Annotated in this window: 25 protein-coding genes and 1 pseudogene; 20 read left to right on the top strand and 6 right to left on the bottom strand. The window is 52.3% G+C overall.

Translation table 11 applies throughout. The features are described 5' to 3' along the window. Positions 1-180: 180 nt before the first annotated feature. From iolB to J4617_RS11990, 3 genes and pseudogenes are all read right to left on the bottom strand, one after another. Positions 181-990, bottom strand: a complete 810-nt coding sequence (gene iolB / locus J4617_RS12000) for a 5-deoxy-glucuronate isomerase (protein WP_000002010.1) — start codon at positions 988-990, stop codon at positions 181-183. A gap of 24 nt (positions 991-1,014) precedes the next feature. Further along, a complete protein-coding gene (iolA, locus tag J4617_RS11995) occupies positions 1,015-2,520 on the bottom strand; it encodes a malonate-semialdehyde dehydrogenase IolA (protein WP_017465836.1) in 1,506 nt (501 codons plus the stop codon). A gap of 15 nt (positions 2,521-2,535) precedes the next feature. Then, a pseudogene (locus tag J4617_RS11990) lies at positions 2,536-2,838 on the bottom strand (hypothetical protein). A 122-nt stretch (positions 2,839-2,960) separates the two neighbouring features. Here J4617_RS11990 and reiD point away from each other — a divergent pair. The 5 genes from reiD to iolI1 all read left to right on the top strand — a co-directional run bounded on the left by reiD (position 2,961) and on the right by iolI1 (position 8,268). After that, positions 2,961-3,785 (top strand): myo-inositol utilization transcriptional regulator ReiD, encoded by an 825-nt coding sequence (gene reiD, locus J4617_RS11985; protein WP_000332219.1) that lies wholly within the window; start codon positions 2,961-2,963, stop codon positions 3,783-3,785. A 259-nt stretch (positions 3,786-4,044) separates the two neighbouring features. Next, entirely contained in the window at positions 4,045-4,965 is a 921-nt protein-coding gene (gene iolE / locus J4617_RS11980; protein ID WP_012601329.1) for a myo-inosose-2 dehydratase, read from the top strand. A gap of 18 nt (positions 4,966-4,983) precedes the next feature. Then, complete coding sequence (gene iolG1, locus J4617_RS11975) at positions 4,984-5,994, top strand: inositol 2-dehydrogenase IolG1 (RefSeq protein WP_000172704.1); 1,011 nt, start codon at positions 4,984-4,986, stop codon at positions 5,992-5,994. Between the two features lie 96 nt (positions 5,995-6,090). Continuing rightward, positions 6,091-7,434, top strand: a complete 1,344-nt coding sequence (srfJ, locus tag J4617_RS11970; protein ID WP_000678386.1) for a lysosomal glucosyl ceramidase-like type III secretion effector SrfJ — start codon at positions 6,091-6,093, stop codon at positions 7,432-7,434. Beyond that, entirely contained in the window at positions 7,435-8,268 is an 834-nt protein-coding gene (gene iolI1 / locus J4617_RS11965) for a 2-keto-myo-inositol isomerase IolI1 (RefSeq protein WP_000976927.1), read from the top strand. Here the strand turns inward: iolI1 and J4617_RS11960 are convergent. After that, positions 8,265-9,431, bottom strand: a complete 1,167-nt coding sequence (locus tag J4617_RS11960; RefSeq protein WP_001111174.1) for an MFS transporter — start codon at positions 9,429-9,431, stop codon at positions 8,265-8,267. The genes iolI1 and J4617_RS11960 overlap by 4 nt on opposite strands. Positions 9,432-9,491: 60 nt before the next feature. Further along, positions 9,492-11,429 (bottom strand): 5-dehydro-2-deoxygluconokinase, encoded by a 1,938-nt coding sequence (gene iolC, locus J4617_RS11955; protein WP_014343940.1) that lies wholly within the window; start codon positions 11,427-11,429, stop codon positions 9,492-9,494. 416 nt (positions 11,430-11,845) lie between these two features. On the opposite strand from iolC, the gene iolD reads away from it, so the two are divergent. The 5 genes from iolD (at position 11,846) to iolH (ending at position 18,201) form a co-directional block, all read left to right on the top strand. Next, entirely contained in the window at positions 11,846-13,786 is a 1,941-nt protein-coding gene (gene iolD, locus J4617_RS11950; RefSeq protein ID WP_017465837.1) for a 3D-(3,5/4)-trihydroxycyclohexane-1,2-dione acylhydrolase (decyclizing), read from the top strand. Between the two features lie 180 nt (positions 13,787-13,966). Beyond that, positions 13,967-14,989, top strand: a complete 1,023-nt coding sequence (gene iolG2, locus J4617_RS11945; protein WP_000736098.1) for a D-chiro-inositol-2-dehydrogenase IolG2 — start codon at positions 13,967-13,969, stop codon at positions 14,987-14,989. 72 nt (positions 14,990-15,061) lie between these two features. Further along, positions 15,062-16,288 carry an MFS transporter gene (locus J4617_RS11940; protein WP_000661780.1) on the top strand — a complete coding sequence of 409 codons (1,227 nt, stop codon included), beginning with the start codon at positions 15,062-15,064 and terminating at the stop codon, positions 16,286-16,288. Positions 16,289-16,448: 160 nt separating this feature from the next. Continuing rightward, the gene (gene iolI2 / locus J4617_RS11935; protein WP_001019386.1) at positions 16,449-17,264 is read left to right on the top strand and encodes a 2-keto-myo-inositol isomerase IolI2; all 816 of its coding nucleotides are present in this window, start codon (positions 16,449-16,451) and stop codon (positions 17,262-17,264) included. 52 nt (positions 17,265-17,316) lie between these two features. Beyond that, positions 17,317-18,201 carry a sugar phosphate isomerase/epimerase IolH gene (gene iolH, locus J4617_RS11930; protein WP_000683955.1) on the top strand — a complete coding sequence of 295 codons (885 nt, stop codon included), beginning with the start codon at positions 17,317-17,319 and terminating at the stop codon, positions 18,199-18,201. 55 nt (positions 18,202-18,256) lie between these two features. Here iolH and yjgA read toward each other — a convergent pair whose 3' ends face one another. Further along, positions 18,257-18,808, bottom strand: coding sequence for a ribosome biogenesis factor YjgA (gene yjgA / locus J4617_RS11925; RefSeq protein WP_000166287.1), 552 nt, complete (start codon positions 18,806-18,808; stop codon positions 18,257-18,259). A 95-nt stretch (positions 18,809-18,903) separates the two neighbouring features. Here yjgA and pmbA point away from each other — a divergent pair, with 95 nt between their 5' ends. The 10 genes from pmbA (at position 18,904) to J4617_RS11875 (ending at position 26,528) form a co-directional block, all read left to right on the top strand. Further along, on the top strand, positions 18,904-20,256 hold the full coding sequence (gene pmbA / locus J4617_RS11920; RefSeq protein ID WP_000852994.1) for a metalloprotease PmbA: 1,353 nt from the start codon (positions 18,904-18,906) through the stop codon (positions 20,254-20,256). 98 nt (positions 20,257-20,354) lie between these two features. Beyond that, entirely contained in the window at positions 20,355-20,741 is a 387-nt protein-coding gene (gene cybC, locus J4617_RS11915; RefSeq protein ID WP_001232231.1) for a cytochrome b562, read from the top strand. Positions 20,742-21,028: 287 nt separating this feature from the next. Further along, the gene (locus tag J4617_RS11910; RefSeq protein WP_001255104.1) at positions 21,029-21,367 is read left to right on the top strand and encodes a glycine dehydrogenase; all 339 of its coding nucleotides are present in this window, start codon (positions 21,029-21,031) and stop codon (positions 21,365-21,367) included. A 10-nt stretch (positions 21,368-21,377) separates the two neighbouring features. Then, on the top strand, positions 21,378-21,740 hold the full coding sequence (locus tag J4617_RS11905; protein ID WP_000435389.1) for an SFCGS family glycine-rich protein: 363 nt from the start codon (positions 21,378-21,380) through the stop codon (positions 21,738-21,740). After that, positions 21,740-22,042, top strand: coding sequence for a DUF4312 family protein (locus tag J4617_RS11900; protein WP_000975187.1), 303 nt, complete (start codon positions 21,740-21,742; stop codon positions 22,040-22,042). Before J4617_RS11905 ends, J4617_RS11900 begins: the two co-directional genes overlap by 1 nt. Positions 22,043-22,064: 22 nt before the next feature. Beyond that, positions 22,065-22,841, top strand: coding sequence for a DUF4311 domain-containing protein (locus tag J4617_RS11895; RefSeq protein ID WP_000478578.1), 777 nt, complete (start codon positions 22,065-22,067; stop codon positions 22,839-22,841). An 11-nt stretch (positions 22,842-22,852) separates the two neighbouring features. Then, entirely contained in the window at positions 22,853-23,497 is a 645-nt protein-coding gene (locus J4617_RS11890; protein WP_000392128.1) for a DUF4310 family protein, read from the top strand. Between the two features lie 58 nt (positions 23,498-23,555). Then, on the top strand, positions 23,556-24,689 hold the full coding sequence (locus J4617_RS11885) for an amidohydrolase/deacetylase family metallohydrolase (protein ID WP_017465838.1): 1,134 nt from the start codon (positions 23,556-23,558) through the stop codon (positions 24,687-24,689). After that, a complete protein-coding gene (locus tag J4617_RS11880) occupies positions 24,673-25,791 on the top strand; it encodes a DgaE family pyridoxal phosphate-dependent ammonia lyase (protein ID WP_017465839.1) in 1,119 nt (372 codons plus the stop codon). Before J4617_RS11885 ends, J4617_RS11880 begins: the two co-directional genes overlap by 17 nt. After that, positions 25,788-26,528, top strand: coding sequence for a KDGP aldolase family protein (locus J4617_RS11875; RefSeq protein ID WP_023193113.1), 741 nt, complete (start codon positions 25,788-25,790; stop codon positions 26,526-26,528). Before J4617_RS11880 ends, J4617_RS11875 begins: the two co-directional genes overlap by 4 nt. Positions 26,529-26,539 lie beyond the last annotated feature (11 nt).

Below are 26,539 nucleotides of genomic sequence, written 5' to 3'. Positions count from 1 at the left end.
TTCTGCATCATTATTTTATTGCGTATTCCTGGTGGAGGCCGTGCCGTAAATACGCTATATACAAAACAGGGAAATAATTTAAGAGAAGGCGGATAGCGATCTTATGAGCGTGTGTGGTGCAGAGTTGAATAAAAAAGCCAGCCGCAGAGGACGGCTGGCAAAGTACCACTCAACGAAGTGTTATCGCGGGTAGTCTGGTGAGTTAATCCACGCGTGGTTCTCTTCCCAGGTGAAACGCCATTTTCGTAGCGGGCCGGCCATCACGTTCAGATAGTAGTTATCGTAACCCGCGATGGTGGCAACCGGGTGGTAGCCTTTAGGTACTTTCACTACATCCCGGTTATAGACCGCCATACATTCATCTAGGCTGCGATCGTCGGTGTAGACGCGCTGTAAGCAGAATCCCTGAGGTGGATTGAAACGGTGATAGTACGTCTCTTCCAGATAGGTCTCCTGGCCTTCAACTGCCGTATCGTGCTTGTGCGCGGGCCAGGAGCTGGTATCGCCTTCATTAGTGTACACTTCAACGACTAGCAGGCTGTCGGCGAGCTGGCTATCAGGAAGGATGTTATGCACCAGGCGCTGATTGCGCCCTTTTCCCCGATGCTCTACCCCGACCTCTTGTGGCGAGATCAGACGTACCGGAAGCTCTCCGAATCCCGGCGCGCTGCATACGGCCAGCTCAAGGTCGGTTTCGGCTGTCACTTTCGCCTCCGTATGATGGGGGAGGTAAACCGAATAAGCCGGAATGCGTTCAAACGGACTCATGCGCTGACCAATCCGATAGAAAAAACTGTCGGCGGCCTTAACGCTGGCCAGCCCGGCAACCAGCACCAGACAGCGTTCACGCTCATCGGACGGCAGGGTTATCGACTCTCCAGCCTTCAACTGCCAGACATCAAAACCGACATACTCCCAGCCTGCATTTTGAGGGGAAATGTGTTGGATATTTCCCGACTCAGAGGTACAGGTACTCAGCAAGTTGGCCATAATCTTCTCCTTCCTGAAAGCGTATTAACCGAGAGTCGGCATACTGAACTCCGATACGATCTGCTGTCCGTTCGGCCAACGCGAGGTAACGGTTTTCATCCGGGTATAGAAGCGCACGCCATCCGGCCCATGGACGTTCAGGGCGCCAAACACCGAGCGCTTCCAGCCGCCAAAAGAGTGAAATGCCATCGGAACCGGAACTGGAATATTAATACCGACCATCCCGGCTTCAACCGACTGGGCGAATTCGCGCGCATAGTGACCGTTGGTGGTGAAAATCACGCTGCCGTTGCCGAATTCATGGGAGTTTACCGTGCTAATGGCGGTGGCATAATCCGGGACGCGCACAATTCCGAGAACCGGGCCAAAAATTTCTTCACGCCAGATGGTCATCTCAGGCGTGACGTTATCAAACAGAGTGCCGCCGACATAAAAGCCTTCAGGATATCCCGCCACGCTATAGTTGCGGCCATCCATGACCAGAGTTGCTCCCTCGCTAACCCCTTTGTCGATGTAACCCAACACTTTCTGTTGGTGAGCACGTGAAACAACCGGGCCCATTTCATTTTCATCTTTGCCGCGCAGCTCTCCCGGGCCGATACGTAGCGCCGCAATCAGCGGTTTCAGGCGTTCGATCAGACGGTCCGCCGTTTCATCGCCCACCGCGACCACTACCGGCAGCGCCATACAGCGTTCGCCCGCGGAACCAAATGCTCCGCCCATAATGGCGTTGACGGTGGCGTCCAGGTCTGCATCCGGCATGACGATTGCGTGATTTTTGGCGGCCCCGAAGGCCTGTACGCGTTTGCCATGGGCGCTGGCGGTGGTATAGATATGTTCCGCGACGGCGGAGGAACCGACAAAGCTGACGGCCTGTACACGAGGGTCGCTGGTCAACAGGCTAGCCGCCTCATTGCCACAGTGAACAACGTTAAACACGCCGTCCGGCAGGCCAGCCTCCTGCAGAAGCTGCGCCATACGTAACGATGCGGACGGCACCAGTGCGGGCGGCTTCAGGACGAAGGTATTGCCGCAAGCCAGAGCAACCGGGAACATCCACATAGGCACCATTGCCGGGAAGTTAAACGGTGTGATGCCTGCCACAACCCCAAGCGGCTGCATTAATGAAAAGCTGTCAACGCCTGAGCCGACGTTAAAGGAGTACTCTCCTTTGCTGAGGTGCGGGATCCCGCAGGCAAATTCGACAACCTCTATGCCGCGCGTCAGCTCGCCAAGCGCATCTGACCAGACCTTGCCATGCTCGCTGACGATCAGCGCCGCCAGTTCGTCCCGATGCTTTTCCAGTAATACTTTGAATTCAAAAAGGATACGTGCCCGGCGTAGCGGAGTCATTTTACTCCACGCCGGAAAAGCCTCATGTGCGCTTTGAATTGCCGCCAGCATCTCCTCTCGGGTGCTCTGGGTGACCTGACGAATTACTTTACCGGTGGCCGGATTAGTCACCGGTAGCGTCTCGCCGCTGCTGCTCAGTGTCGTTTTACCATGAATAAAATTGCCGATTGTTTCCATCTCTTTTTTATCCTCTTAAACCGATGTTGACGACGTTCTGACTGAGCGGTCACAGGAAAGCCTGGTTATCTTCAGCCTAAAACGCATACCGTATTCAATGTAAATTTTAGGATTAAAAATTTCAAATTTATTTTTATGAAATTTTATTTTGAAAATTTGACGGCTGGTTTTTATACGAGGTTATGTGCAGTAAGAAATCAAAAATCTAATTAACTTATTGATTTTTATTGTTTTTATTTGTTGTGGTATCAATGGTTGTCTGTTGTGACGAGGAAAGATTTGGAAAAAATTATGATCTATATAGCATTTTTGTTTCATTTGGTGTGGTATAAAAATTCAAATTTCAGGGGTGTTTCGGCACCACAGTTTCGGATATTGGAGGGTAAATCATGCGCTTGTGCTTCTGTCCTTCAGAACGAGAGAATAAGGCTCAGCCCCAGTTGGCGTATGTGAGTCAGGTCAGTGAGAGCAATGGTCCGTTTGTCCGGTTCATGCATATGCACCCACAGACCGTTGAACTGATTCTTATCACCGAAGGAGACGGAGAGTATTTCATTGGCGATCGCATCTACCCGGTTCGTAAAGGCGACCTGGTCATTTATAACAGCCAGGTGGTGCATGATGAGTATCTGGAAAGCGGGCGGCCAATTGGCACTATTTGTTGTGGGATTAACAATATTTCGTGTCCGGGTCTACGTGAGAATGCGCTAATACCGGATGATATTGTGCCGGTTATTCCACTGTATCACCATTATGCGACGGTGGAAAAACTGATGAGCTCCGTGTTTACCGTTATTAATCAGCATGCGGTAGAAGGGCCAGCAATGGCGCAGCTATTGACCCAGGTAGTACTCAAATACATTGAGGGAAATGTCTTATTGCGCACAGGTAACGATGCCATACAGCGCCATGAAAATTTACTTGATTCAATAAAATCCTATATTGATCGCAATTTCTATGAGCCAATTCGGCTGGATACACTGGCGACGAAATTTAATGTCAGTCCTTATTATGTTTCCCATGAATTTAAACGCCGCTATGGTTATTCACCGATGGATTACCTGATAAAACGTAGGCTGGGGGAGGCGCAATCGTTACTAACCACGGATGAAGGCGGGCGCGAAAAGATCACCTCTATTGCTTATCGTGTTGGCTTTAGCAACCTTAGTCATTTTCAAAATTACTTCAAAAATAAAGTGGGGAAAACGCCCGGTCAATATCGCAAGGACTATCGTAAAGCTAATTATTTATTATTTGAATATTAATGCTTGCTAAAATTTAATCGTCATGAGAATGGTCGCAATACTGCGGCCATTTTTTATTTGTCAGTATATTTTATTCGTTTATCTATAGCGCGAAAAGTCTGGCAATATCATTAAAGAGTGATGATTTTTTTGTGATACCTGACGCATTTATCCCACTTCTTCAACCAGGATAGATAAAGTTTTTCAGGCTACAAAAAGTAATATGTTGTCCATCAAAGGTTAATTTGCATCGCGGTATGCAGTAAAAGCGTTTCATTAAGTGGGAGCCAGCAACATGTACAATGTAAAAAAGAGCATTAAGTTGGGGATTGCGCCTATCGGTTGGCGCAATGATGATATTCCTGAGATTGGTAAAGAAAATACATATAAACAAATACTTAGTGATGCCGCGCTCACCGGTTTTTCCGGGACGGAAGTTGGCGGTTGTTATCCGCAGGATCCTGCTGAGTTAAATAAAGAGTTAATGCTTCGCGGACTGGAAATACCAGGCCAGTGGTTTTCTTCCTTTATTATTCGCGATGGTATTGCATCTGCGATGAATGCTTTTGAACAGCATTGTGCTTATTTGCAGGCAATACATGCATATGTCGCCGTTGTTTCTGAACAAACTTATAGTATTCAAGGTATTATCGATAAGTGCGTTTATACAGAGAAGCCTAACTTCAGCGACAGCGAATGGCAGCTTTTATGCGAAGGACTTAATGCGCTTGGGAAAATTGCCAATGCGCACGGGCTGAAGCTCGCTTTCCATCATCATATGGGCACCGGTGTGCAGACTCTGCCAGAAGTGGATCGACTCATGGAGAATACCGATCCGCAATTTGTACATCTGCTGTTTGATACCGGGCATATATATGTTTCTGACGGCGATGTCATGCCGCTACTGAGTAAACATTTTGATCGTATTAAACACGTTCATTTTAAAGATGTGCGTAATGAAAAACTCAAAGCATGTCGCCTCGCGAAGAAATCATTCCTCAATTCTTTCCTTGATGGTGTGTTTACCGTCCCCGGCGATGGAAATATTGATTTTAAATCCGTATTAGCTTATCTGGTCGGGCATCAATATTCTGGCTGGATTGTTGTTGAGGCCGAGCAGGATCCTAAGAAATATAACCCATTGGAATATGCGCAAAAAGGTAAAAAGCATATTGATGAGTTACTGAAAAATTATCTTTAATTGAAAAGGAAACAGAAAATGACTTTAAAAGCAGGTATTGTAGGTATCGGCATGATCGGCTCCGATCACTTAAGACGTCTGGCCAACACCGTGTCGGGTGTAGAGGTTGTTGCCGTATGTGATATCGTCGCGGGTAGGGCGCAGGCGGCGCTGGATAAGTATGCGATCGAAGCCAAAGATTATAATGACTATCACGATCTGATTAATGATAAAGACGTTGAAGTGGTCATCATTACCGCATCAAATGAGGCGCACGCCGATGTAGCCGTTGCCGCGCTAAATGCTAACAAATATGTTTTCTGTGAAAAACCGCTAGCGGTGACGGCTGCGGATTGTCAGCGTGTGATTGAAGCAGAGCAGAAAAATGGTAAGCGCATGGTGCAGATTGGTTTTATGCGCCGCTACGACAAAGGTTACGTTCAGCTGAAAAATATTATCGACAGCGGCGAAATCGGTCAGCCATTAATGGTTCATGGACGTCATTACAATGCCAGCACGGTGCCAGAATACAAAACGCCACAGGCTATCTATGAAACATTGATTCATGAAATTGACGTTATGCACTGGCTGCTTAACGAAGATTATAAAACCGTTAAGGTTTACTTCCCGCGCCAGTCCAGCCTGGTGACCACTCTGCGTGATCCGCAGCTGGTTGTAATGGAAACCACCTCCGGCATCAATATTGTGGTTGAAGTATTTGTGAACTGCCAGTATGGCTACGACATTCACTGCGATGTTACCGGCGAGAAAGGAATGGCGGAGCTGCCAACCGTCGCCAGCGCCGCGGTACGGAAAGCGGCGAAGTATAGCACCGACATCCTGGTTGACTGGAAACAGCGCTTTATTGATGCCTACGACATTGAGTTCCAGGATTTCTTCGATCGTCTGAACGCAGGATTGCCGCCGGCAGGCCCAACGTCATGGGATGGTTATCTGGCTGCGGTTACCGCTGATGCCTGCGTGAAGTCTCAGGAAACAGGGAATACCGAGATTGTTGAATTACCCTCAAAACCTGATTTCTACAAATAAACCTTCCGCGTATTAAAACTCCTGCCGGATAGCGATGCTTAAGCGTCCTATCCGGCATATCACAATTTATTATCTTCTTTTATCCGGAACTTCCCTATGAAAGGCAGACTCATCTCTTCCGATCCGTATCGTCAGCAATTCCTTGTTGAGCGTGCGGTCTCTTTTTCGCATCGTCAGCGTGATTGCAGTGAATTAATCAGCGTCTTACCGCGCCACGCGTTACAGCAGATTGACGGATTCGGCGGCAGCTTTACCGAAGGTGCGGGCGTGGTATTCAACAGCATGAGCGAAAAGACGAAGGCGCAATTTCTTTCCCTTTATTTTTCTGCTCAGGAACATAATTACACTCTGGCGCGGATGCCAATTCAGAGCTGTGATTTTTCCCTGGGCAATTACGCGTATGTCGATTCCAGCGCTGACCTGCAGCAGGGACGGCTCTCCTTTTCCCGCGATGAAGCGCATTTAATACCGCTGATTTCCGGGGCGTTGCGGTTAAATCCACACATGAAGCTGATGGCTTCGCCGTGGAGTCCGCCGGCGTTTATGAAAACTAATAACGATATGAACGGTGGCGGCAAGCTGCGGCGCGAATGCTACGCCGACTGGGCCGATATCATTATCAACTACCTGCTGGAATACCGCCGCCACGGCATTAATGTGCAGGCGCTCTCCGTGCAGAATGAGCCGGTGGCGGTAAAAACCTGGGACTCCTGTCTGTATAGCGTGGAAGAGGAGACAGCCTTTGCCGTGCAGTATCTGCGTCCGCGCCTCGCCCGGCAGGGTATGGATGAGATGGAGATCTATATCTGGGATCACGATAAAGATGGCTTGGTAGACTGGGCTGAACTCGCCTTTGCTGACGAAGCTAATTATAAGGGAATTAACGGGCTGGCATTCCACTGGTATACCGGCGATCATTTTTCGCAAATACAGTATCTGGCCCAGTGCCTGCCGGATAAAAAACTCCTGTTTTCCGAAGGCTGTGTGCCAATGGAGAGCGATGCCGGTAGCCAGATTCGCCACTGGCATACCTATCTCCATGACATGATTGGTAATTTCAAATCGGGTTGTAGCGGGTTTATCGACTGGAATCTGCTGTTGAACAGTGAGGGTGGGCCGAATCATCAGGGTAATCTGTGTGAAGCGCCCATTCAATACGATGCGCAAAACGACGTGCTGCGGCGTAACCACTCCTGGTATGGTATTGGCCACTTCTGCCGCTATGTGCGTCCGGGGGCGAGGGTCATGCTTTCTTCAAGTTACGATAATCTTCTGGAAGAGGTGGGATTTGTGAATCCCGACGGCGAGCGTGTGCTGGTGGTGTATAACCGCGATGTACAGGAAAGGCGTTGCCGGGTGCTGGATGGCGATAAAGAGATCGCGTTAACGCTGCCGCCGTCTGGCGCCAGTACGTTGCTATGGCGGCAGGAGTCGATCTGAATGATGAAGCTGGGATTTAATGAAGCGACCTGTATGCGAAACTCCACGCTGGCACAGGATGTTGTGTTGGCGGAACGTTTTGGCTATGACTACATCGAAATCCGTCTGGATATGTTGCAGGAGTGGTTGCAGAAACATACGTTAAGCGAGCTGGCAGACATTTTTGCCGTCGGCCACCTTAAGCCCTGGGGCTACAATTCGCTGGAAGACATTACGTTTTGTGATAGCGAAAGCTGGGCGGAGAAACGGCGGCAGTTGGCTTTCGCCTGCCATGCTGGCTCAGTGGTGGGGGGGGATTGTCTGGTCGTGGTGCCCACCATTCGTCAGGGGGGAAATTTTCCGCCAGGGGAAACGGTGAAAGATTCAGTGAAGCGTCTGCGCGAGATGGCGGCAGTGGCGGAAGAAAGCCAGATGCGGCTGGCCTTTGAGCCGATCGGTTCCGCAGGATGCTGTGTGCGCAGTCTTGCCATGGCGATGGAGATCGTAGATGCGGTCGATCGCAGTAATGTCGGGCTGGTCGTCGATGCCTTTAACCTTTACCTGCACGATCAATGGCGGGATCTGACCACGCTTCGCCAGATCCCTGTGGAAAAGATCTTCGTTTACCATATTGATGACGCCGATAATCTGCCGCTGGCAACGCTGGAGCATTGCCATCGTCTGTTTCCTGGCAACGGCGTGATCCCACTGCATGAGATCACGCATGAGCTAGTGCAGAAGGGCTATGAGGGGATCTGTTCGCTGGAACTGTTTAACCCTGGCTACTGGCAGATGGCGGCCAGCGAAGTCTTTGCGATAGGGGCGGAAAAGACTCGCCCCTTCTTAACAGCTTAATGTTGCCGCAGCAGGAGATGGACAACCGCCGCGCCCAGCAGCGCGCAGGCCGCGGCCAGAAGAAAGACCTGCTGATAGCCGATAAACGGCGTCAGCAGGCCCGCTATTGGTCCGGTAAATCCGTAGGCCAGATCCTGAAACGCTGACCAGACGCCGAGGGCCGTACCACGAATCTCCGGTGGCACTCTGCGCACAACCTCTACGCCCAGCGATGGGAACATCAGCGAACAGCCGCAGCCGGTAATCGCCGCGCCAATCAGCGCAGCGCCTGCTGACGGAGCGGCCCACATTACCGCCAGTCCGGTCCCCTCTACCAGTAGTGAAAAGGTTGCGACCGTGGCGCCGCCGTAACGGTCGGGAAATTTGGCGCAGAAAAAGCGGACAGCGATAAACGCAATGCCAAACAGCGTCATCGCAAAACCGGTGTTATCCCAGTGACGCTCGTTGAACCAGAGGGCGGTAAACGCGCTTAGGGTGGCAAAACCAATGCCCTGGAGCACAAGCCCTGTTCCGGGCCGCCACACCAGGCCGACGACCCGTAGCACTGGCACGCGGGGACGGGCTGTTGGGATATTCCCCGGAATGCCATAGATGACTCCGCTGGCGATGATCGGCAACAGTACGACGAGGAGCGCCGGAAGCGCCAGGCCGGCCCTGGCGTAAAGCGACAGCCCCAGCGGCGCGCCGATAGCCAGCGCACCGTAGGTCGCCATGCCGTTCCAGGAAATAACCTGACCCGCGTGGGTCGAGCCCGCCAGCCACATCCCCCAGGTTAAATTACCGGTCAAAATGAAACTTTCACCGATGCCCAGCAGCACACGACCAACAATCAGTATGGCCCATGCGAGCAGCGGAACCGGGTGAGCGATTAGACTGACCAGCATCAGCAGACCTGATGCGGCGCAGTAGAACTGACCGGTGATAACCGTCCGACGTCCGCCTGACGTGTCGGCTTTTCGACCCGCGGCGCCCCGGGTAAGCAAGGTGGCGATAAACTGGCTGCCTACCGCGATACCGATCAACAGATCGCTCAGATGCAACTGCTGCTGAACGTACAGCGGCAGCATGACTAACGGGATGCCAATAGTCAGATAGTTGAGAAACATCGCGGCGCTGATGCGAAACAGTGTGATCGATGTGGAATGTTGTGTGAGAGCTGGCATGGAATCGTCCTTGAACACGCCCCTTGTCCGATGCAGACACGGGGCGTGATGAGGCAGGCATTAACGTGCCGGGCGGTATTCGCGCCAGTAGTCGATAAGCATGCGGTATTTTTGTTTCACCGTTGCAATGAGCTGTTCATCGTTAAGCTGGCCGCCTAACCACTGGCGTGACGGTTCGCCAAAGATGGTCCGGCCGACGGCGAAACCTTTCACCCAGGGCATATCCGCTGCTGCGGCGAATCCTGACTTCAACTCGCTTTCCGGTGCGTCCAGGCCAAGTATCAATATACCGCGACATTCAGGGTCATAATGCTCAATATGCTGGCTGATTTCTCGCCAACGATCTGGGCTTAACGGCGGCAGTTTCCACCAGTCCGGCAGGATCCCCAGTTGATAAAAACGTTCCACAATCTGAGGATAGTATTGCTCATTTTGGTCTGCCGCATCGCGCGGCAAGATGACTTCCAGCAGCAGATCGTGACCAGACTGGCAGCAGGCGCGGTAAACCTCGTCAATGAGCGCCTCTTGTTCAAGACGTACCGACTCTGCATCGAGTGGATGATAGAAGACCAGACATTTCACGACGTGCTCTTGCGGCCAGCTGACAAGCTGAGAGCCAATATCGCCATGTTCCAGCTTCAGCGGATACGAACCGGGCATCTCAACTGGTCGGCCAATCCACCATCCCTGGCCGGTCACGTCGTTAAGCGCCTGCTGACCAAAGGTGGTATCGGCAAGGATGCCGCTATTATTCTGTAAACCGGCCTCAAGCGCCGCCTGACGCGCCCCTTCCAGCAGTAGCATCTTCAGGGGGGGGATCGCGGATTCACTGGCGCCGACTTCATTTGCGATATCCACCAGTTGCTTGCGATGGTCAAAGGCGAATACGCACAGCTCCGGCCAGTGCTGTTTACGGGTTGTGACCCGATGAAGGTGATTCAGCCGCGGGTCTTTGTCTGGCCGGGTGATGGATTGTTCACGCGCGAGGTAGTCGTCCAGCTCTTTTTTGGTTGGCATGGCGGGGGCACAACCGTGGCGCGATACCACTAACGCGCCGCAGGCGTTTGCATAACGGCAGGCTTGCTCCCAGCTTTCATCGTTCAGGTATCCCCGCAGCAGTCCTGACATAAAGGCATCGCCCGCGCCCAGCACGTTCAGAACGTCTACGCGAACGCCGCTATGTATCTTCACCTGCGACCAGTCATCGGCGATGTTGCCTTCAAAGACTGAGCAGCCCAGCGCGCCGCGTTTGCACACCAGTACGGCCTGGGTCAACTGACGGACGCGCCGCAGGGCGGTCAGCGTGTCGGTACTGCCGCCGGCGATATGGAATTCTTCTTCGGTCCCAACGATCAGATCGAAATGGCGCAATACCTGCTGGAGCTGTTCGGTAACCTGTGATGAGGCGATGAAACGTGTTTCACCGTCTCCTAGCGACGTCAGACCCCACAGTACGGGGCGGTAGTCGATATCCAGCGCCCGCCGCAGCCCGTGTTTTTGCGCATACTCCAGCGCTTTAAGAACGGCGGCGCGTGTATTGGGGTGAGAAAGATGAGTGCCGGTGACGGCTAATGCGCGTGAAGAAGCGATGTAATCTTCGCGGATATCCTCAGGTGTTAGCGCCATGTCCGCGCAGTTATCGCGGTAGAAGATCAGAGGAAAGGTGTCCTGATCTTTAATGCCGAGGATCACCAACGCGGTCAGACGATCGCGATCCGACAGCAGGCACTGCGTATCCACACCAACGCGGTTTAATTCTTCACGAACGAAACGTCCCATATGCTCATCGCCGACGCGGGCCAGCATAGCGGAACGTAATCCCTGAATGGCCGTGCCGTAGGCAACATTGCCTGACGATCCCCCTAAATATTTAGCGAAAGTCGTCATATCCTCCAGCCGCGACCCGATTTGTTGACCATACAAATCAACGGCGACTCGTCCCAGACAGATAACGTCCAGCGGCTTTTGCTCACTACTGACTGCTTTATTCATTGACATATCCCCTAACAGAAGACGGTGTTATTTTTGCCCATACTAAGGTTTGGTGATTTCATTTTCAATAAAAATGGAAATAATGTTTTCATTTATTGTTTGAACAAGATCACAGAAATGGCATTTCCGGGCAACGGGTATGATCGTTTTTTGTTGTGTTTTTTGTTTTAATTGATTGATTATTAATGTGTTATTTCTTTTAAAAGCATATGGAAGATAAATTTCATTTTCATGAAAAATACGCCTAAATGGCGAAATTTTTTAACCGTTTTTTGATCTCCTTCCCATAAATGAAATATAAATTCCATATAATTGTGAGAACGGAAATTTTGATCCTATGATAAGTCTCTGTGTTTTTGGGGCTGAAGCGATGCATAAGCAGGCAACGACAGCCGAACGGTTGATAAAAGCAGGTGGGGTACATGAAAACAATCAGGTTGACCATGGCGCAGGCTTTGGTGCGCTTTCTTGATAATCAGTACATCGACGTAGACGGCAGCGAAATCAAATTTGTAAAAGGGATTTTCGCCATTTTTGGCCACGGGAACGTCGTCGGATTGGGGCAAGCGCTGGAAGAGGACTGTGGCCAACTTAGCGTTCATCAAGGGCGTAACGAACAGGGAATGGCGCATATCGCGACGGGATTTGCCCGCCAGATGCGTCGCCATCAGATTTATGCCTGCACCTCCTCAGTGGGGCCAGGGGCCGCCAATATGATCACCGCAGCGGCGACCGCGACGGCTAACCGTATTCCACTGCTTTTGCTGCCGGGCGATGTGTACGCATCTCGTCAACCCGACCCGGTTTTGCAACAGGTTGAACAAGAACACGATCTGACGTTGAGCACCAATGACGCTTTCCGTGCAGTTAGCCGCTACTGGGATCGCATTACGCGTCCGGAACAGCTAATGAGCGCCTGTATCAGCGCGATGCGGGTGTTAACCGATCCGGCGGATACGGGGGCCGTGACGCTTTGCCTGCCACAGGATGTGCAGGGTGAAGCCTGGGATTATCCGGATTATTTTTTCGCTCGCCGGGTCTATCGTCTTGAGCGTCACGCGCCGACGGAGCCGATGCTGAACGAGGCGGTTGCGCTGATTCGCCGCCACCAGCGGCCGCTGATCGTTTGCGGTGGGGGCGTGAAGTATTCGCAGGCTGAAGAGGCGCTGCTGAGATTTGCCGAACGCTGTCATATGCCGATTGCTGAAACCCAGGCTGGCAAGGGAGCGCTCAGTTCTGCACACCCGTTGAACGTCGGCGGGATTGGCGAAACCGGTTCACTGGCGGCGAATCTGCTGGCGCAGGAGGCCGATCTGATTATCGGTGTGGGGACGCGCTATACCGATTTCACCACCTCCTCAAAGTGGATCTTCCAGAATCCCGACGTGCGCTACTTAAATATCAACGTTAGCCGCTTTGATGTCTTCAAGCTGGATGGCGTACAGATGCAGGGTGACGCTCGCGTCGCCCTGACGCAGCTTAGCGAACGGCTGGCCCAGGAGCATTATGCTTCGCAATGGGGTGAGACTATTCACCGCGTCCGCTCGCAATATATGGCGGAAGTTGAGCGCGTCTATGCTGTGGAATATAGCGGAGAGGGCTTCAAACCTGAAATTGAGGATCATATGGATACTCAAAAGGTGTTTGAAGAGTTTAATGAGATTACGCGATCGTGGCTGACCCAGACGCGCGTGTTGGGCGTGCTTAACCGGATGTTGCCGGAAAACGCGCTGGTGGTGGCGGCGGCGGGCAGCCTGCCGGGCGACCTCCAGCGTGTCTGGCAAAGCCGCGGCGAGAATGATTACCACGTCGAGTACGGCTACTCCTGTATGGGCTACGAAGTCAATGCCGCATTGGGGGCCAAACTGGCGCAGCCGGAGCGCGAGGTGTACAGCTTCGTGGGCGACGGTTCGTTCATGATGCTGCACTCTGAGTTGGTCACTTCCGTCCAGATGGGGAAAAAGATTACCGTCATTTTGCTCGATAACATGACCAACGGCTGTATCAATAATCTGCAAATGGAACACGGTATGGACAGTTACTTCACCGAGTTTCGTTTCCATCAGCAGGAGAGCGGTCGTCAGGAAGGCGGGTTTATCCCGGTCGATTTCGCTCGCATCGCTGAAGGATATGGCTGTAAAAGCTATCGCGTCACCACCATTGAACAACTACATGAAGCGTTGGAAGATGCTCGTAAACAGACCGTGAGCACGCTGATAGACATAAAAGTGCTTCCCAAAACGATGGTGCATAAGTACCTGAGCTGGTGGCGCGTTGGTGGGGCGCAGGTATCCCGTAGCGAACGTATCCAGGCGGTAGCGCGTATGCTTGAGGAACATATCGGACAGGCCCGGCAGTACTGATTAATTTGCCGTCGTTCAGGTTGCAGATGTGTGGTTATTGTTCTGCAACCTGAACGATACAGCCTCAACGCATTGTTTGCTTTTCAGAACGGCAAAATAAAACGATCCGTTTTTCGCAGAATTACGGATGCTTTTCTTTTGCGGTTTTAAATTTACTATTCATGAGATTAAGAGGTACGAATGAAAAAGCTTCGATGTGGTGTTATTGGCCTCGGTCGGGTAGGTAAAATGCATGTTGAGAATATGTATTTACTGCCTCAATTAGATATTATCTGCGCCGCCGATTATTTTATTGAGGAGATGAGCGATTGGCTTTATTCGGTAAATATAACTTCAGGATATAAAAATTATCAGGAACTTTTACAGCGTGATGATATAGAGGCAGTTTTTATTTTCACCTCAACGGATATGCACGAAGAGATCGTCACGGCGGCAGCGCAGGCGGGGAAGCACATTTTTTGTGAAAAACCGCTCAGCATGAATGAAGATGAGCAGGCCTCAATGGCGGTGCTGAGAAAAGTGAAAGAGAAGGGGGTGACGCTGCAGGTTGCCTTTAATCGCCGTTTTGATCCTCAGTTTCACGAGGTCTTTGAGCTGGTGCGCAGCGGCAAGATTGGTCGGCCCCAGATGATAAAAATCACCTCCCGCGATCCGGACCTGCTACCCCATGATCTGATCAAACGTATTGGCGGTCTGATTTTTGACTTCACCATGCATGACTTTGATATGGCTCGTTTTATGATGCAGGATGAAGTCAGCGAAGTCTATGTTAAGGGCAATACGCTGATTGATCCCAGCCTGAAAAATATTGATGATGTTGATACGCTTGCGGTGATGCTGACTTTCAGAAACGGCGGCTACGCGCTCATTGATAACAGCCGTCGGGCGGTATATGGCTATGACCAACGGGTGGAGGTTTTTGGCTCAGAAGGGATGGCGTATGCGGATAACGTTAGTGAATCGACGGTGAAAGTTTTCAACAGCCAGCACTGCATAATGAAAAATCCCCTTCCTGATTTCACGGTTCGTTATCGCGAAGCTTACCGAACGGAAATATTACACTTTATTGATTCAGTCCTGCATCATACGCCGGTTGTCTGTACCGGCGAAGACGCATTATTGGCCCAGCGTATCGCTATTGCCGCGCAGCAATCATTAAAAAGCGGGCTGCCAGTGAAAATAACAAGCGATATTTATCTTTAACTGCATCTGTTAATAATGAATAAACTCTCGCACTGAAAAGTGTGAGAGCTTTTCTATACCGAGGGTAATAAAATGAAAGAAATGCAGGCAACGCTGCCCCAGACATTTTATATAAAACCAGGTAAGTTTATCTGGAGCTACCTGGGAACATTTTTATTTATGTTGGGCGGCTGTATTGAGAACAGCTGGTTATCTGCCTGGTTAAATACGCAGGGATTTGATCAGGCGCATATCGGGCAGATTTTTGCCGGGTATGGGATTGTGGTCGCGATTACCTCCTGGCTATCCGGCGTCTGTGTGGACGTTTTTGGTCCTAAAAAGGTGATGGTTACCGGTTTTATCGTCTATCTTCTGGCTTCCGTCGCGTTTCTGAACTTTGCGCTACCCAGCCATGATTTTGGCGCAATTCTTGTTACCTATATGCTGCGTGGCGTGGGGTATCCGCTGGTCTGTTACTCCTTCCTGGTACGCCTGACCATCCAGTTGGATAATCACCAGCAAGGGATCGGCACCTCGCTGTTTTGGGTGGTCTATAACCTTGGTTTTACCATCATTGGGCCGGTGGTGGCGGCGTCGTTAATTCCTGCGTTGGGGCATATCAACGTGATGTGGGCCGGGATGGGCGTTGCGCTGCTGGGGGTTCTCTTCATGCTGGTGCTGGAACGCAATGAATTCATTCTGAAACCGCGAACGACGCCGGTCTTCAAAGAGTTATCTGCGGGTATCTCCATTATGTATGAACGGCCACGGATCGGTCTGGCGGTGATTGTCAAAACTATTAACGGTCTTGGCACCTATGGTTTTGTTGTCGTATTACCTCTGTTTCTGCTGGATAAGCACTTTACGCTTGAGGAATGGGCGAGTATTTGGGGGATTACCTTTATCTCTAACCAGGTCTTCAACATTATCTTTGGCTGGATGGGCGATAAAATTGGTTTTCGCCGAACCATCCAGATTTTTGGCAGCATCCTGACCGGTGTCGCTACGCTGATTGTTTACTGGGTGCCGATGATATGGGGGCATAACTATGTCGCCTTTATGCTGGCGATGTGTTTGTGGGGAGCCGGGCTGGCTGGCTTTGTGCCAATGACGCCGCTGGTGCCGATGATGGCGCCGGATAAGAAGGGGGCGGCGAACTCGGCCGTGAACTTTGGCTCCGGCCTGGGGAATTTCGTTGGGCCAGCGCTGGTCTCCGTTCTGGCAGGGTTCGGCACCGGCGTGGTGATGTATACTATGGCGGGGCTCTATTTATTCAGCGGCATCCTGGTGCAGTTTCTTAAAGTGCCTGGCGAGAAATAGCTTCAAATATTCTTCAAAAATCCCTTATAGCCTGTGATGTTCATCACTAAATTAAACCGGTTTTTATCAAGATTGATAAAGCCGGTTTTTTCACCCTACGTTAAATTGTACTAACGGATTACGGTTATTTACCCACTCATATACGTTCAGGGAGAAAATAATGAATATCGAAAAAACACGGTTTTGTATTAACCGGAAAATTGCACCGGGTCTAAGCATAGAAGCATTCTTTCGACTGGTTAAACGTCTTGAGTTTAATAAAGTGGAATTGCGTAATGATATGCCAAGCGGCAGCGTTACTGATGACTTGAATTATAATCAGGTGCGTAACCTGGCAGAAAAGTATGGACTTGAAATTGTCACAATTAATGCGGTCTATCCCTTTAACCAACTGACCGAGGAGGTAGTAAAAAAAACGGAAGGATTATTACGAGACGCACAGGGAGTCGGCGCGCGGGCATTAGTTCTTTGTCCGCTGAATGATGGAACGATTGTGCCGCCGGAGGTTACGGTTGAGGCAATAAAACGACTGAGCGATCTCTTTGCCCGGTATGATATTCAGGGGCTGGTTGAACCTTTGGGATTCCGCGTAAGTTCGCTGCGTTCTGCCGTCTGGGCTCAGCAACTGATCCGGGAAGCAGGTTCCCCCTTTAAGGTTTTGCTGGATACCTTCCATCATCATCTGTACGAAGAGGCCGAAAAGGAGTTTGCGTCGCGCATTGATATTTCTGCTATCGGGCTGGTGCATTTGTCCGGTGTGGAAGACACCCGACCAACGGAAGCATTGGCTGATGAGCAGCGTATTATGCTGAGTGAAAAGGATGTAATGCAGAATTACCAGCAGGTGCAGCGTCTGGAAAATATGGGATATCGCGGTATTTACGCTTTTGAACCTTTTTCTTCCCAGTTGGCTTCCTGGAGTGAGGCGGAAATAGAGGAACAAATTAATCGCAGCGTGTCATTGCTGTTGCAATGATACAGCTAATTTCCAGGTGACCGTTTTCAGTTTCCGCAGCGTGGTATTTACAATGAAAATTGCTTTTGATGTCGATGTTATTAAACATTTACCCATTACCCAAATGGTACGGCAGGTTTCCGAGTGGGGGTATAAATATATTGAGCAGTCGCCGCACCCGCGTATTAATCCGTTTTATAAACACCCTAAAGCTGGTCGCGACACCATGCAGGAATATAAACGCGCCTTGCAGAACTACGGCGTGGAAATCTCGTCATTTATTGTGGTTTATCGTTGGTCCGGCCCCGATGAAGAGCGTCGGCGCGCCGCGGTAACCAACTGGAAGCGGATGATTGAGATTGCCGTTGATATGGGCGTACAGGTGATTAATACCGAGCTTTCCGGGACGCCGGATGAGCCGGAGATTTGTGAAGAGATGTGGTATCGCTCCATGGAGGAACTGCTGCCGATCGTGGAACGAGAGGGAATTCGAATCGAAATTCAGTCTCACCCCTGGGATTTCTGCGAACTGAACGATGAGACGGTCGACATGGTGCAGTCTTTGCGTAGTGATAACGTGACCTATCTGTACAGTGCACCGCATGGCTTCTTTTACGATAAAGGGCAGGGCGACGTCGCAAGGATGCTGAACTATGCCGGGGCCGATCTTTCGCATGTTCTGCTGGCCGATACGCACAACCACACGCTTCCCTGCCGCTATATCATGAACCCGCCTGGCGTGAATGCGACGATTCATCAGCACATCGGGCTGGGAGAAGGTGAGGTCGATTTTGACGCGCTATTCCAGGCGCTGCGTGAAATGGATTTTGCAAACCGCACGTTTAAGGTGGGCGGTGAGGCAATTATCACCACGTCGCTGTTTGGTTATCCTGAAAAAATGAGTGTTCAGGCGGTGGAAACGCGCGAGCGGATCGAGCGGGAGCTACTCGGACGTTAAAAACGGGTGGATTTGCCTGTACCGCGCCACAGGCTGGCGCGGTCATTTGCGGCAATTACCCTTCGTTTTCCGCCAGCTCGCGCAGATACTGGAAGATCTGACGCGCTGATTTCGGCGGTTTGTTGCCTTCTTTCTCTTTCTTCGCATTGCGGATCAATGAACGAAGCTGTTGACGATCGGCGTGCGGCCACAGGGTCAGTACTTCGGCTACCGCGTCATCGCCTTCGACGATCAGACGATCGCGCAGATGCTCAAGCTTGTGAAACAGCACCACCTGCTGATTATGGCGGTTCTTCAGCTTGTCCAGCGCCTGGCGAATAGGTTCAACGTCGCGTTGGCGCAGCATTTTTCCGATAAGCTGCAACTGGCGGCGGCGTCCTTCCATTTTGATTCGCTGGGCCAGTTCAATGGCGTCGCGCAGATCGGCGTCCAGCGGGATCTTATCCAGCGCGTTTTTCCCCAGATCCACCAGTTCCGCGCCCAGGCGTTTTAATTCCTCGGCATCGCGTTTAATTTCACTTTTACTGACCCAGATAATTTCATCGTCTTCGTCTTCGATGTCATCACCGGGAACGTCGTCGAGCCAGTCTTCGGGCTGCTTTGTCATGTCAGGCTCCTTAAAAAAAGAGGCTAATGTTACCAGTTAAGATGCGCACTGAAAAACGGTTCTCTGTTAGACTTCAGAGAAACTCTCTCTACATTATGGCATTTGCAATGAAAGTAATCTCACAAGTTGAAGCGCAGCGTAAGATTCTGGAAGAAGCAGTTTCGACAGCGCTGGAGTTAGCCTCAGGCAAATCGGATGGGGCGGAAGTCGCCGTCAGCAAGACCACCGGCATTAGCGTCAGCACCCGTTATGGTGAAGTAGAGAATGTCGAATTTAATAGCGACGGCGCGCTGGGCATTACGGTGTATCACCAGAACCGCAAAGGCAGCGCCTCTTCGACGGATTTAAGCCCGCAGGCGATTGCCCGTACCGTGCAGGCCGCGCTGGATATCGCGCGTTACACGTCGCCGGACCCGTGCGCAGGCGTGGCGGACAAAGAACTGCTGGCGTTTGACGCGCCGGATCTGGACTTGTTCCACCCGGCAGAGGTTACGCCAGACGAAGCCATTGAACTGGCCGCGCGTGCGGAACAGGCTTCTCTAAAGGCGGATAAACGCATCACCAATACCGAAGGCGGGAGCTTTAACAGCCATTACGGCATTAAAGTGTTCGGCAACAGCCACGGCATGTTGCAGGGATATTGCTCCACGCGCCATTCGCTCTCAAGCTGCGTCATCGCCGAAGAGAACGGCGATATGGAGCGTGATTACGCTTACACCATCGGTCGGGCAATGGCGGATCTGCAAGCGCCGGAATGGGTCGGGGCCGAGTGTGCGCGCCGCACCTTATCCCGCCTGTCGCCGCGCAAGCTCTCCACTATGAAAGCGCCGGTCATTTTCGCCAATGAAGTGGCGACAGGGCTATTTGGTCATCTGGTCGGGGCGATTGCCGGCGGCGCGGTATACCGTAAATCCACTTTTCTGCTCGACTCGCTGGGCAAACAAATTCTGCCGGAATGGTTAACCATCGAAGAACACCCGCATCTGCTAAAAGGGCTGGCGTCTTCACCGTTCGACAGCGAAGGCGTGCGTACAGAGCGCCGGGACATTGTGAAGGATGGCGTACTGACGCAATGGTTGCTGACCAACTATTCCGCCCGCAAACTGGGGCTGAAAAGTACCGGTCATGCTGGCGGCATTCATAACTGGCGTATCGCCGGGCAGGGGCTGAACTTTGAGCAGTTACTGAAAGAGATGGGCACCGGCCTGGTGGTGACGGAACTGATGGGCCAGGGCGTCAGCGGTATTACCGGCGACTACTCCCGCGGCGCTGCGGGATTCTGGGTTGAAAATGGTGAAATCCAGTACCCGGTAAGTGAAATTACCATTGCCGGTAATTTAAAAGAGATGTGGCGTAATATTGTCACCGTGGGTGATGATATTGAAACGCGCAGTAATATACAGTGCGGTTCGGTATTGTTACCGGAGATGAAAATCGCCGGACAATAATACCCGTCATACTTCAGGCTGCAGGCGCGTTGGCTGCCTGCAACTCGGATTATTCAGGGTATTACACTTATCGTTAATAATAAAAAAGGAAGTGAGCAATGCGTAAAAGCCTGTTAGCTATTCTTGCTGTGTCATCGCTGGTATTCGGTTCGGCTGTTTTTGCTGCCGATCTTGAAGATAATATGGATATTCTCAATGATAACCTGAAAGTTGTTGAGAAAACGGATAGTGCCCCTGAACTGAAAGCGGCATTAACCAAAATGCGCGCGGCCGCGCTGGATGCTCAAAAAGCTACGCCGCCAAAGCTGGAAGATAAAGCGCCGGATAGCCCGGAGATGAAGGATTTTCGTCACGGTTTTGACATTCTGGTCGGCCAAATTGATGGCGCGCTGAAGCTGGCGAACGAAGGTAACGTTAAAGAAGCGAAAGCGGCGGCGGAAGCGCTAAAAACCACCCGCAATACGTATCATAAGAAGTATCGTTAATTTTTGTGGGATGGCGGCTTCGCTTTATCCGCAGGTCGCCATCCGGCAAAATGTAATACCCATCACACTTTCTCACTTTATACGACAACGTCATTGTTTGTTTCTGCCACGCTATTTCCTCTTTATGCCGCGATAGATCTCACACTTTCCCGGCGATAATTCATTAATGCCGCCTTTTCTGTGGCGCAGATCACCTATCCCACTCGCGTTTCCACTTCGAGGTGGAAAATAACTCGCTACAAACTTTTAACCCTTACCGCTAGTTTTATCTCATTGCCATTAACGGGGTGAGACGCGTGGATAACGGAGCAGTAAAACACGATGCCGGTGAGCGAATTAACGAACTGGCTGAACAGGTGTTAACGCAGGTGGATAGCCTGCTGGGGCGGCATCACATTGTCCCCAATGCGGTACAGACGCAAATGCTGACCTCGCACGTTCGCGCGATGGCGCACCGGTCAATTACCGGCGAGCCTTTACCGGAAGTCGATGCCAGCTTGTTTGATGAAATCTCAGCCGAATCAATGGCGCTCGCCCGCGAAATCGTGGCGGCGTTTGGCAACCTTCCTGACGAAGAAGCCTGGCTATTATCGGTACATTTTGAAGTCGCGAAAGACAACCTCTAAGGAGCAAAAAATGGAACAGATTACCGTCGTGATTGGCGATCGCCTGGGTAAAGGCCAGAAAGTAGCGGCAGGCGTGGAAAAAGCGGGCGGTCGCGCGGTCGTCGTACCGGGCGTCGCGGCAGACATGAAGCTGGGCGATGTGATGAAAGCGGAAAACGCCACCTTCGGCATTTCATTTTGCGGCAGCGGCGGCGCGGGCGCTATCACCGCGCAAAACAAGCATGGCTACAAAGCCAAATATGGAATGCGGTCAGTGGATGAAGGCGTCACCGCTATCAATGAAGGCTGCAACGTGTTGGGTTTCGGCTTTATGGATAAAGAAGAGCTCGGCGAGCGCCTGGTGCAGGCGTGGCAAAAGAAATACGGCGCCTGATGATGAAAGAGCAATTCACCACCACGGTGAGAGTAAAAGGCAAGGGCGACGCCAAAGCACGCGCCTTTGCCGATGCGCTGAACCATGTTCAGTCGGCGGTGATGAGAGAGTCGCCGTATATCTTACTGCGTATTGAGCCACAGGATGTGCGGATTGTTCAGGCGCATGAGTCGGTGCGTAAAGAGGCCTTTCTGTTTTTCTTTTTGCGCCGGGAACGACGCACTTACAGCGTGGAGCTGGATGTGACCGTCAACGTGACCGCCATCAATCTCGACAGGGTGGATTTCGTCGCGAAACGCTGATTTTTATTAAAAAGGCATAGTTATGTTCCTGATAATACTAATTAAATCGCTCATTATCGGCGCGCTGGTCGGCGTAGGGGTGGGCGCTGGGGCTGCACGCATGTTTCACGCGCCAACCACGCAGGGGATGGGCGCGTTCCGTACGTTGGGCGAACTCAACTCTTGTGAAGGCGACCCGGCATCTCACTTCTCCTTTGGGCTGGGTTTCTTCTTTAACGCCTGGGCGTCGTCTGTGGCGGCCGGATCGTTCACCCAGGATGTCGATCACCGCATCATCCCTAACTGGGGCGCGGCGGCGCTCATGATCAAAAACCGTAACGTCGGCGAGACGCTGCACGACCCGAAAAAAATGGCGATCGCCTGCGCCGTCATCGGCATGATCGTCGTGACGTTCCTTAACCTGACCGCCTCATCCGTGCCAGAAGCGCTACAGGTGACGGCGGTTAAGGTGCTGGTACCGGCGGCAAACCTGCTGGTCAACATCGTCATGCCTGTGATCTTCTGGTTAGCGGCGATCGACGCTGGTAAAAAATCGGGCTTCTGGGCCACCGTTTTCGGCGGCGCGGCGCAGCTCATCATGGGGAACGCCGTACCGGGGCTGGTACTGGGTATTTTGATCGGTAAAGGCGTAGAAGAGAGCGGCTGGAACCATGTCACCAAAGTGATGATGGTCGCCATCGTTTTGCTGTTTGTGTTGAGCGGCTTCTTCCGCGGCTTCGACATGAAAATGATCGAGTCTTTCAACATGACGGTACCGAACTGGCTTGAACTGATCCACAACTCGCTCAGCGGCAAATAACGGAGGCCACAATGGAAGAGAATAAAGGTTTTTGGTATGCCGACTGGTCGTTCCCGATCTTTGTTGGCCTGCTCTCCTCCGGCGTTTTCGCCGGGACGCATATGTACTATCTGTACGGTATCGGCGCATTTAACGAAGTCGCTTTTGTGGCGATGTTGAAAGCGGGGATGGATACCGGCGTCTACGGCGCGGTCGCCGCTTTCGGCGCCAGCTTTTTATTTGCCCGCATTATCGAAGGTTCGCTGGTCGGAATTCTGGATATCGGCGGGGCAATTCAGACTGGCGTGGGCTTAGGGGTTCCGGCGTTACTGCTGGGGGCTGGCTTTGTCTTCCCGGTGGCGAACTTTATCGCTTCGCTGATAACCGGTCTGGTGATTGGCCTGGCGATTGGCTACATCATTATTCTGGCGCGTAAGTTCACCATTAATCAGAGCGACTCCACGTACGGGGCGGACGTCATGATGGGGGCCGGTAACACTTCAGGCCGTTTTCTGGGGCCGTTGATTATCCTCAGCGCCATGACGGCATCGATTCCTATTGGTCTGGGCTCTCTGGTGGGCGCGCTGCTGTTTTATATCTGGCAGAAGCCGATTACTGGCGGCGCGATTTTAGGCGCGATGATCCTCGGTTCCATCTTCCCGGTTGCGATTAGCTAACTGTTGATTTGTAGGCCGGATAAGGCGGTTGCGCCGCCATCCGGCAAAGGAGAGAGCGATGTTTGATTTACTCCTGCGCCATGCGCGTCTGGTCGATGACACGTTGACTAATATTGCCCTGCAAGATGGCAAAATCGCGGCGTTGGGTGACGTTGATGGTCCGGCGTTGAAAACCATTGACCTGCGCGGTAAGTGTTTTGTCAGCGCGGGTTGGATTGATTCTCACGTTCACTGCTACCCGACATCGCCGATTTACCACGACGAACCGGACAGCGTGGGTATTGCCACTGGCGTTACCACAGTGGTGGATGCAGGCAGCACTGGCGCAGATGATATTGATGATTTTTACACCCTGACTCGTCAGGCGACCACCGACGTTTATGCGCTATTGAATATTTCCCGCGTCGGGCTTATTGCCCAAAACGAGCTGGCTAACATGGCCAATATTGACGCCGATGCGGTCCGGCAGGCGGTAAAACGCCACCCGGATTTTATTGTCGGCCTCAAGGCGCGGATGAGTAGCAGCGTGGTAGGCGTTAACGGCATCACGCCGCTGGAACGCGCTAAAGCCATGCAGCAAGAAAACGGCAACCTGCCACTGATGGTACATATTGGCAATAACCCACCGGATCTGGACGAAATCGCGGAGCGTCTGACGGCGGGCGATATCATTACCCACTGTTACAACGGTAAGCCGAACCGTATCCTGACGCCGGAAGGCGAGCTGCGCGCCTCGGTGACACGAGCGCTGGCGCGCGGCGTGCGTCTGGACGTCGGGCATGGCACCGCCAGCCTGAGCTTTGCGGTGGCGAAACGCGCCATTAGCCTGGGGATTTTACCGCATACCATCAGTTCCGATATCTACTGCCGTAACCGCATCAATGGCCCGGTGCATTCGCTGGCTAATGTGATGTCGAAATTCCTCACCATCGGCATGTCGCTGCCGCAGGTCATTGCGTGCGTGACGGCCAATGCCGCCGATAGCCTGAATCTGAAAACCAAAGGTCGTCTTCAGCCTGGTCTGGATGCCGACCTGACCCTCTTTACGCTTAAACGCCAGCCCACCGTGTTGGTAGACGCGGAAAACGACAGCTTACAGGCTGAAGAATTGCTGACGCCGCTTGCCGCGATACGCGCAGGCAAGGGCTATATGACCGAACAAGGGAGCGCGGAACATGCCTTCGATTTTTGAGAAGTATCAATTAAAACAGGTGATTAACGTCTCCGGACGTATGACGGCGCTCGGCGTCTCTACGCCGCGCCCGGAAGTGATAGACGCGGCGATGGCCGGAATGAATCAGTATTTCGAGATGAAAGATCTGGTGAATAAAACCGGTGAGTACATTGCGAAATTGCTGGAGGTGGAAGGGGCGACGGTAGTCTCCTGCGCCAGTGCGGGCCTTGCCCAGTCGGTTGCTGCGGTCCTGGTTCAGGACAGCGACTGGCTGCTGGAAAACCTGCACGTTACACCGATTGAAAATAACGAAATCGTCCTGCCAAAGGGCCACAACGTCAACTTTGGCGCGCCGGTGGGAACGATGGTGGCGCTGGGCGGCGGCAAACTGGTGGAAGCCGGTTACGCCAACGAATGTTCCGCCGCGCAATTGGCGGCGGCCATTACGCCGCGCACGGCGGCTATTCTCTATATCAAATCTCACCACTGCGTACAGAAAAGTATGCTCAGCGTGGAGCAGGCTGCGGTGGTGGCGCGCACGCATAATCTGCCGCTGATTGTGGACGCGGCGGCGGAAGAAGATTTGCAGTGCTACTACCGCGTGGGCGCAGATCTCGTTATCTATAGCGGCGCAAAAGCGATTGAAGGGCCGACCAGCGGGCTGGTGATTGGCAAAACGCAGTATGTTGAGTGGGTAAAACGTCAGTCAGCGGGCATTGGCCGGGCGATGAAGGTGGGCAAGGAGGGAATTGTTGGCCTGACCTGCGCCATTGAACTCTACCTGCGGGCGCAAAAAGAGAGCGGCGCGGAGATGGTAGAAAAAATGGCGCCCTTTATCGACACGTTGAACACGTTTAACGGCGTCAGCGCCCGCGTAGTGTGGGACAGCGCCGGACGCGATATCGCGCGCACGGAAATTAAGTTTGATGAAGCCGTTACCGGCATCGCCACAGGCGACCTGGTGGAGGCGCTCAAACAGGGCGAGTACGCGATTTACTTTCGCGGATACAAAGCCAACGAAGGGATTATTGAAGCGGATGTCCGCAGCGTCGATCGCGCGCAGTTAGCGATTGTGGCGCGTCGTATTGGCGAGGTGATTAATCAGGAGAAAAAAGCATGAAACTGACCCCTAACTTTTACCGCGATCGCGTTTGCCTGAACGTACTGGCCGGTTCGAAAGATAACGCCCGGGAAATCTACGCGGCGGCGGAAGGTCATGTGCTGGTTGGCGTGCTCTCCAAAAACTATCCGGATGTGGTAAGCGCAGTCGCGGATATGCGTGAATATGCGGCGCTTATCGACAATGCGCTCTCCGTCGGACTGGGGGCAGGCGATCCTAACCAGTCGGCGATGGTGAGCGAAATCTCGCGTCAGGTACAGCCGCAGCATGTCAACCAGGTGTTTACCGGCGTAGGGACCAGTCGGGCGCTGCTGGGGCAAAATGAGACGGTGGTGAACGGTCTTGTCTCGCCGACCGGCACGCCGGGACTGGTGAAAATTTCCACCGGCCCGCTAAGCAGCCGCGCGCCGGACGGCATCGTACCCATAGAAACGGCGATTGCGCTACTCAAAGACATGGGCGGCAGCTCCGTTAAATACTTTCCGATGGGAGGACTCACCTGTCGCGACGAGTATAAAGCGGTGGCTGACGCCTGCGCCCGCCATGATTTCTGGCTGGAACCGACGGGCGGTATCGATCTGGAAAACTTCGCCGAGATTCTGCACATCGCCCTTGATGCAGGTGTAAGCAAAATCATTCCTCACATTTATAGTTCGATTATTGATAAGGTGAGCGGCAACACCCGTGCGGACGATGTGCGTCAGTTACTCGCTATCGTCCGGTCGCGTGTCGGCTAATCATGAGGAGA

Origin of the sequence: Salmonella sp. 32010601201800023SM (assembly GCF_017572235.1) — a bacterium.
GTDB lineage: Bacteria > Pseudomonadota > Gammaproteobacteria > Enterobacterales > Enterobacteriaceae > Salmonella > Salmonella enterica.
The sequence above is the reverse complement of the archived record's forward strand: the minus strand, read 5'-3'. Positions and strand labels throughout refer to the sequence as shown.

Coding starts and splice junctions, on each gene's coding strand:
- J4617_RS11940 (WP_000661780.1), top strand. CDS start 15,062: ATGAAAGAAATGCAGGCAACGCTGCCCCAGACATTTTATATAAAACCA.
- J4617_RS11875 (WP_023193113.1), top strand. CDS start 25,788: ATGAAACTGACCCCTAACTTTTACCGCGATCGCGTTTGCCTGAACGTA.
- iolG1 (WP_000172704.1), top strand. CDS start 4,984: ATGACTTTAAAAGCAGGTATTGTAGGTATCGGCATGATCGGCTCCGAT.
- iolH (WP_000683955.1), top strand. CDS start 17,317: ATGAAAATTGCTTTTGATGTCGATGTTATTAAACATTTACCCATTACC.
- J4617_RS11900 (WP_000975187.1), top strand. CDS start 21,740: ATGATGAAAGAGCAATTCACCACCACGGTGAGAGTAAAAGGCAAGGGC.
- J4617_RS11885 (WP_017465838.1), top strand. CDS start 23,556: ATGTTTGATTTACTCCTGCGCCATGCGCGTCTGGTCGATGACACGTTG.
- iolC (WP_014343940.1), bottom strand. CDS start 11,429: ATGTCAATGAATAAAGCAGTCAGTAGTGAGCAAAAGCCGCTGGACGTT.
- cybC (WP_001232231.1), top strand. CDS start 20,355: ATGCGTAAAAGCCTGTTAGCTATTCTTGCTGTGTCATCGCTGGTATTC.
- J4617_RS11960 (WP_001111174.1), bottom strand. CDS start 9,431: ATGCCAGCTCTCACACAACATTCCACATCGATCACACTGTTTCGCATC.
- J4617_RS11895 (WP_000478578.1), top strand. CDS start 22,065: ATGTTCCTGATAATACTAATTAAATCGCTCATTATCGGCGCGCTGGTC.
- iolI2 (WP_001019386.1), top strand. CDS start 16,449: ATGAATATCGAAAAAACACGGTTTTGTATTAACCGGAAAATTGCACCG.
- iolA (WP_017465836.1), bottom strand. CDS start 2,520: ATGGAAACAATCGGCAATTTTATTCATGGTAAAACGACACTGAGCAGC.
- iolB (WP_000002010.1), bottom strand. CDS start 990: ATGGCCAACTTGCTGAGTACCTGTACCTCTGAGTCGGGAAATATCCAA.
- J4617_RS11880 (WP_017465839.1), top strand. CDS start 24,673: ATGCCTTCGATTTTTGAGAAGTATCAATTAAAACAGGTGATTAACGTC.
- yjgA (WP_000166287.1), bottom strand. CDS start 18,808: ATGACAAAGCAGCCCGAAGACTGGCTCGACGACGTTCCCGGTGATGAC.
- J4617_RS11890 (WP_000392128.1), top strand. CDS start 22,853: ATGGAAGAGAATAAAGGTTTTTGGTATGCCGACTGGTCGTTCCCGATC.
- J4617_RS11905 (WP_000435389.1), top strand. CDS start 21,378: ATGGAACAGATTACCGTCGTGATTGGCGATCGCCTGGGTAAAGGCCAG.
- iolD (WP_017465837.1), top strand. CDS start 11,846: ATGAAAACAATCAGGTTGACCATGGCGCAGGCTTTGGTGCGCTTTCTT.
- srfJ (WP_000678386.1), top strand. CDS start 6,091: ATGAAAGGCAGACTCATCTCTTCCGATCCGTATCGTCAGCAATTCCTT.
- iolI1 (WP_000976927.1), top strand. CDS start 7,435: ATGATGAAGCTGGGATTTAATGAAGCGACCTGTATGCGAAACTCCACG.
- iolG2 (WP_000736098.1), top strand. CDS start 13,967: ATGAAAAAGCTTCGATGTGGTGTTATTGGCCTCGGTCGGGTAGGTAAA.
- pmbA (WP_000852994.1), top strand. CDS start 18,904: ATGGCATTTGCAATGAAAGTAATCTCACAAGTTGAAGCGCAGCGTAAG.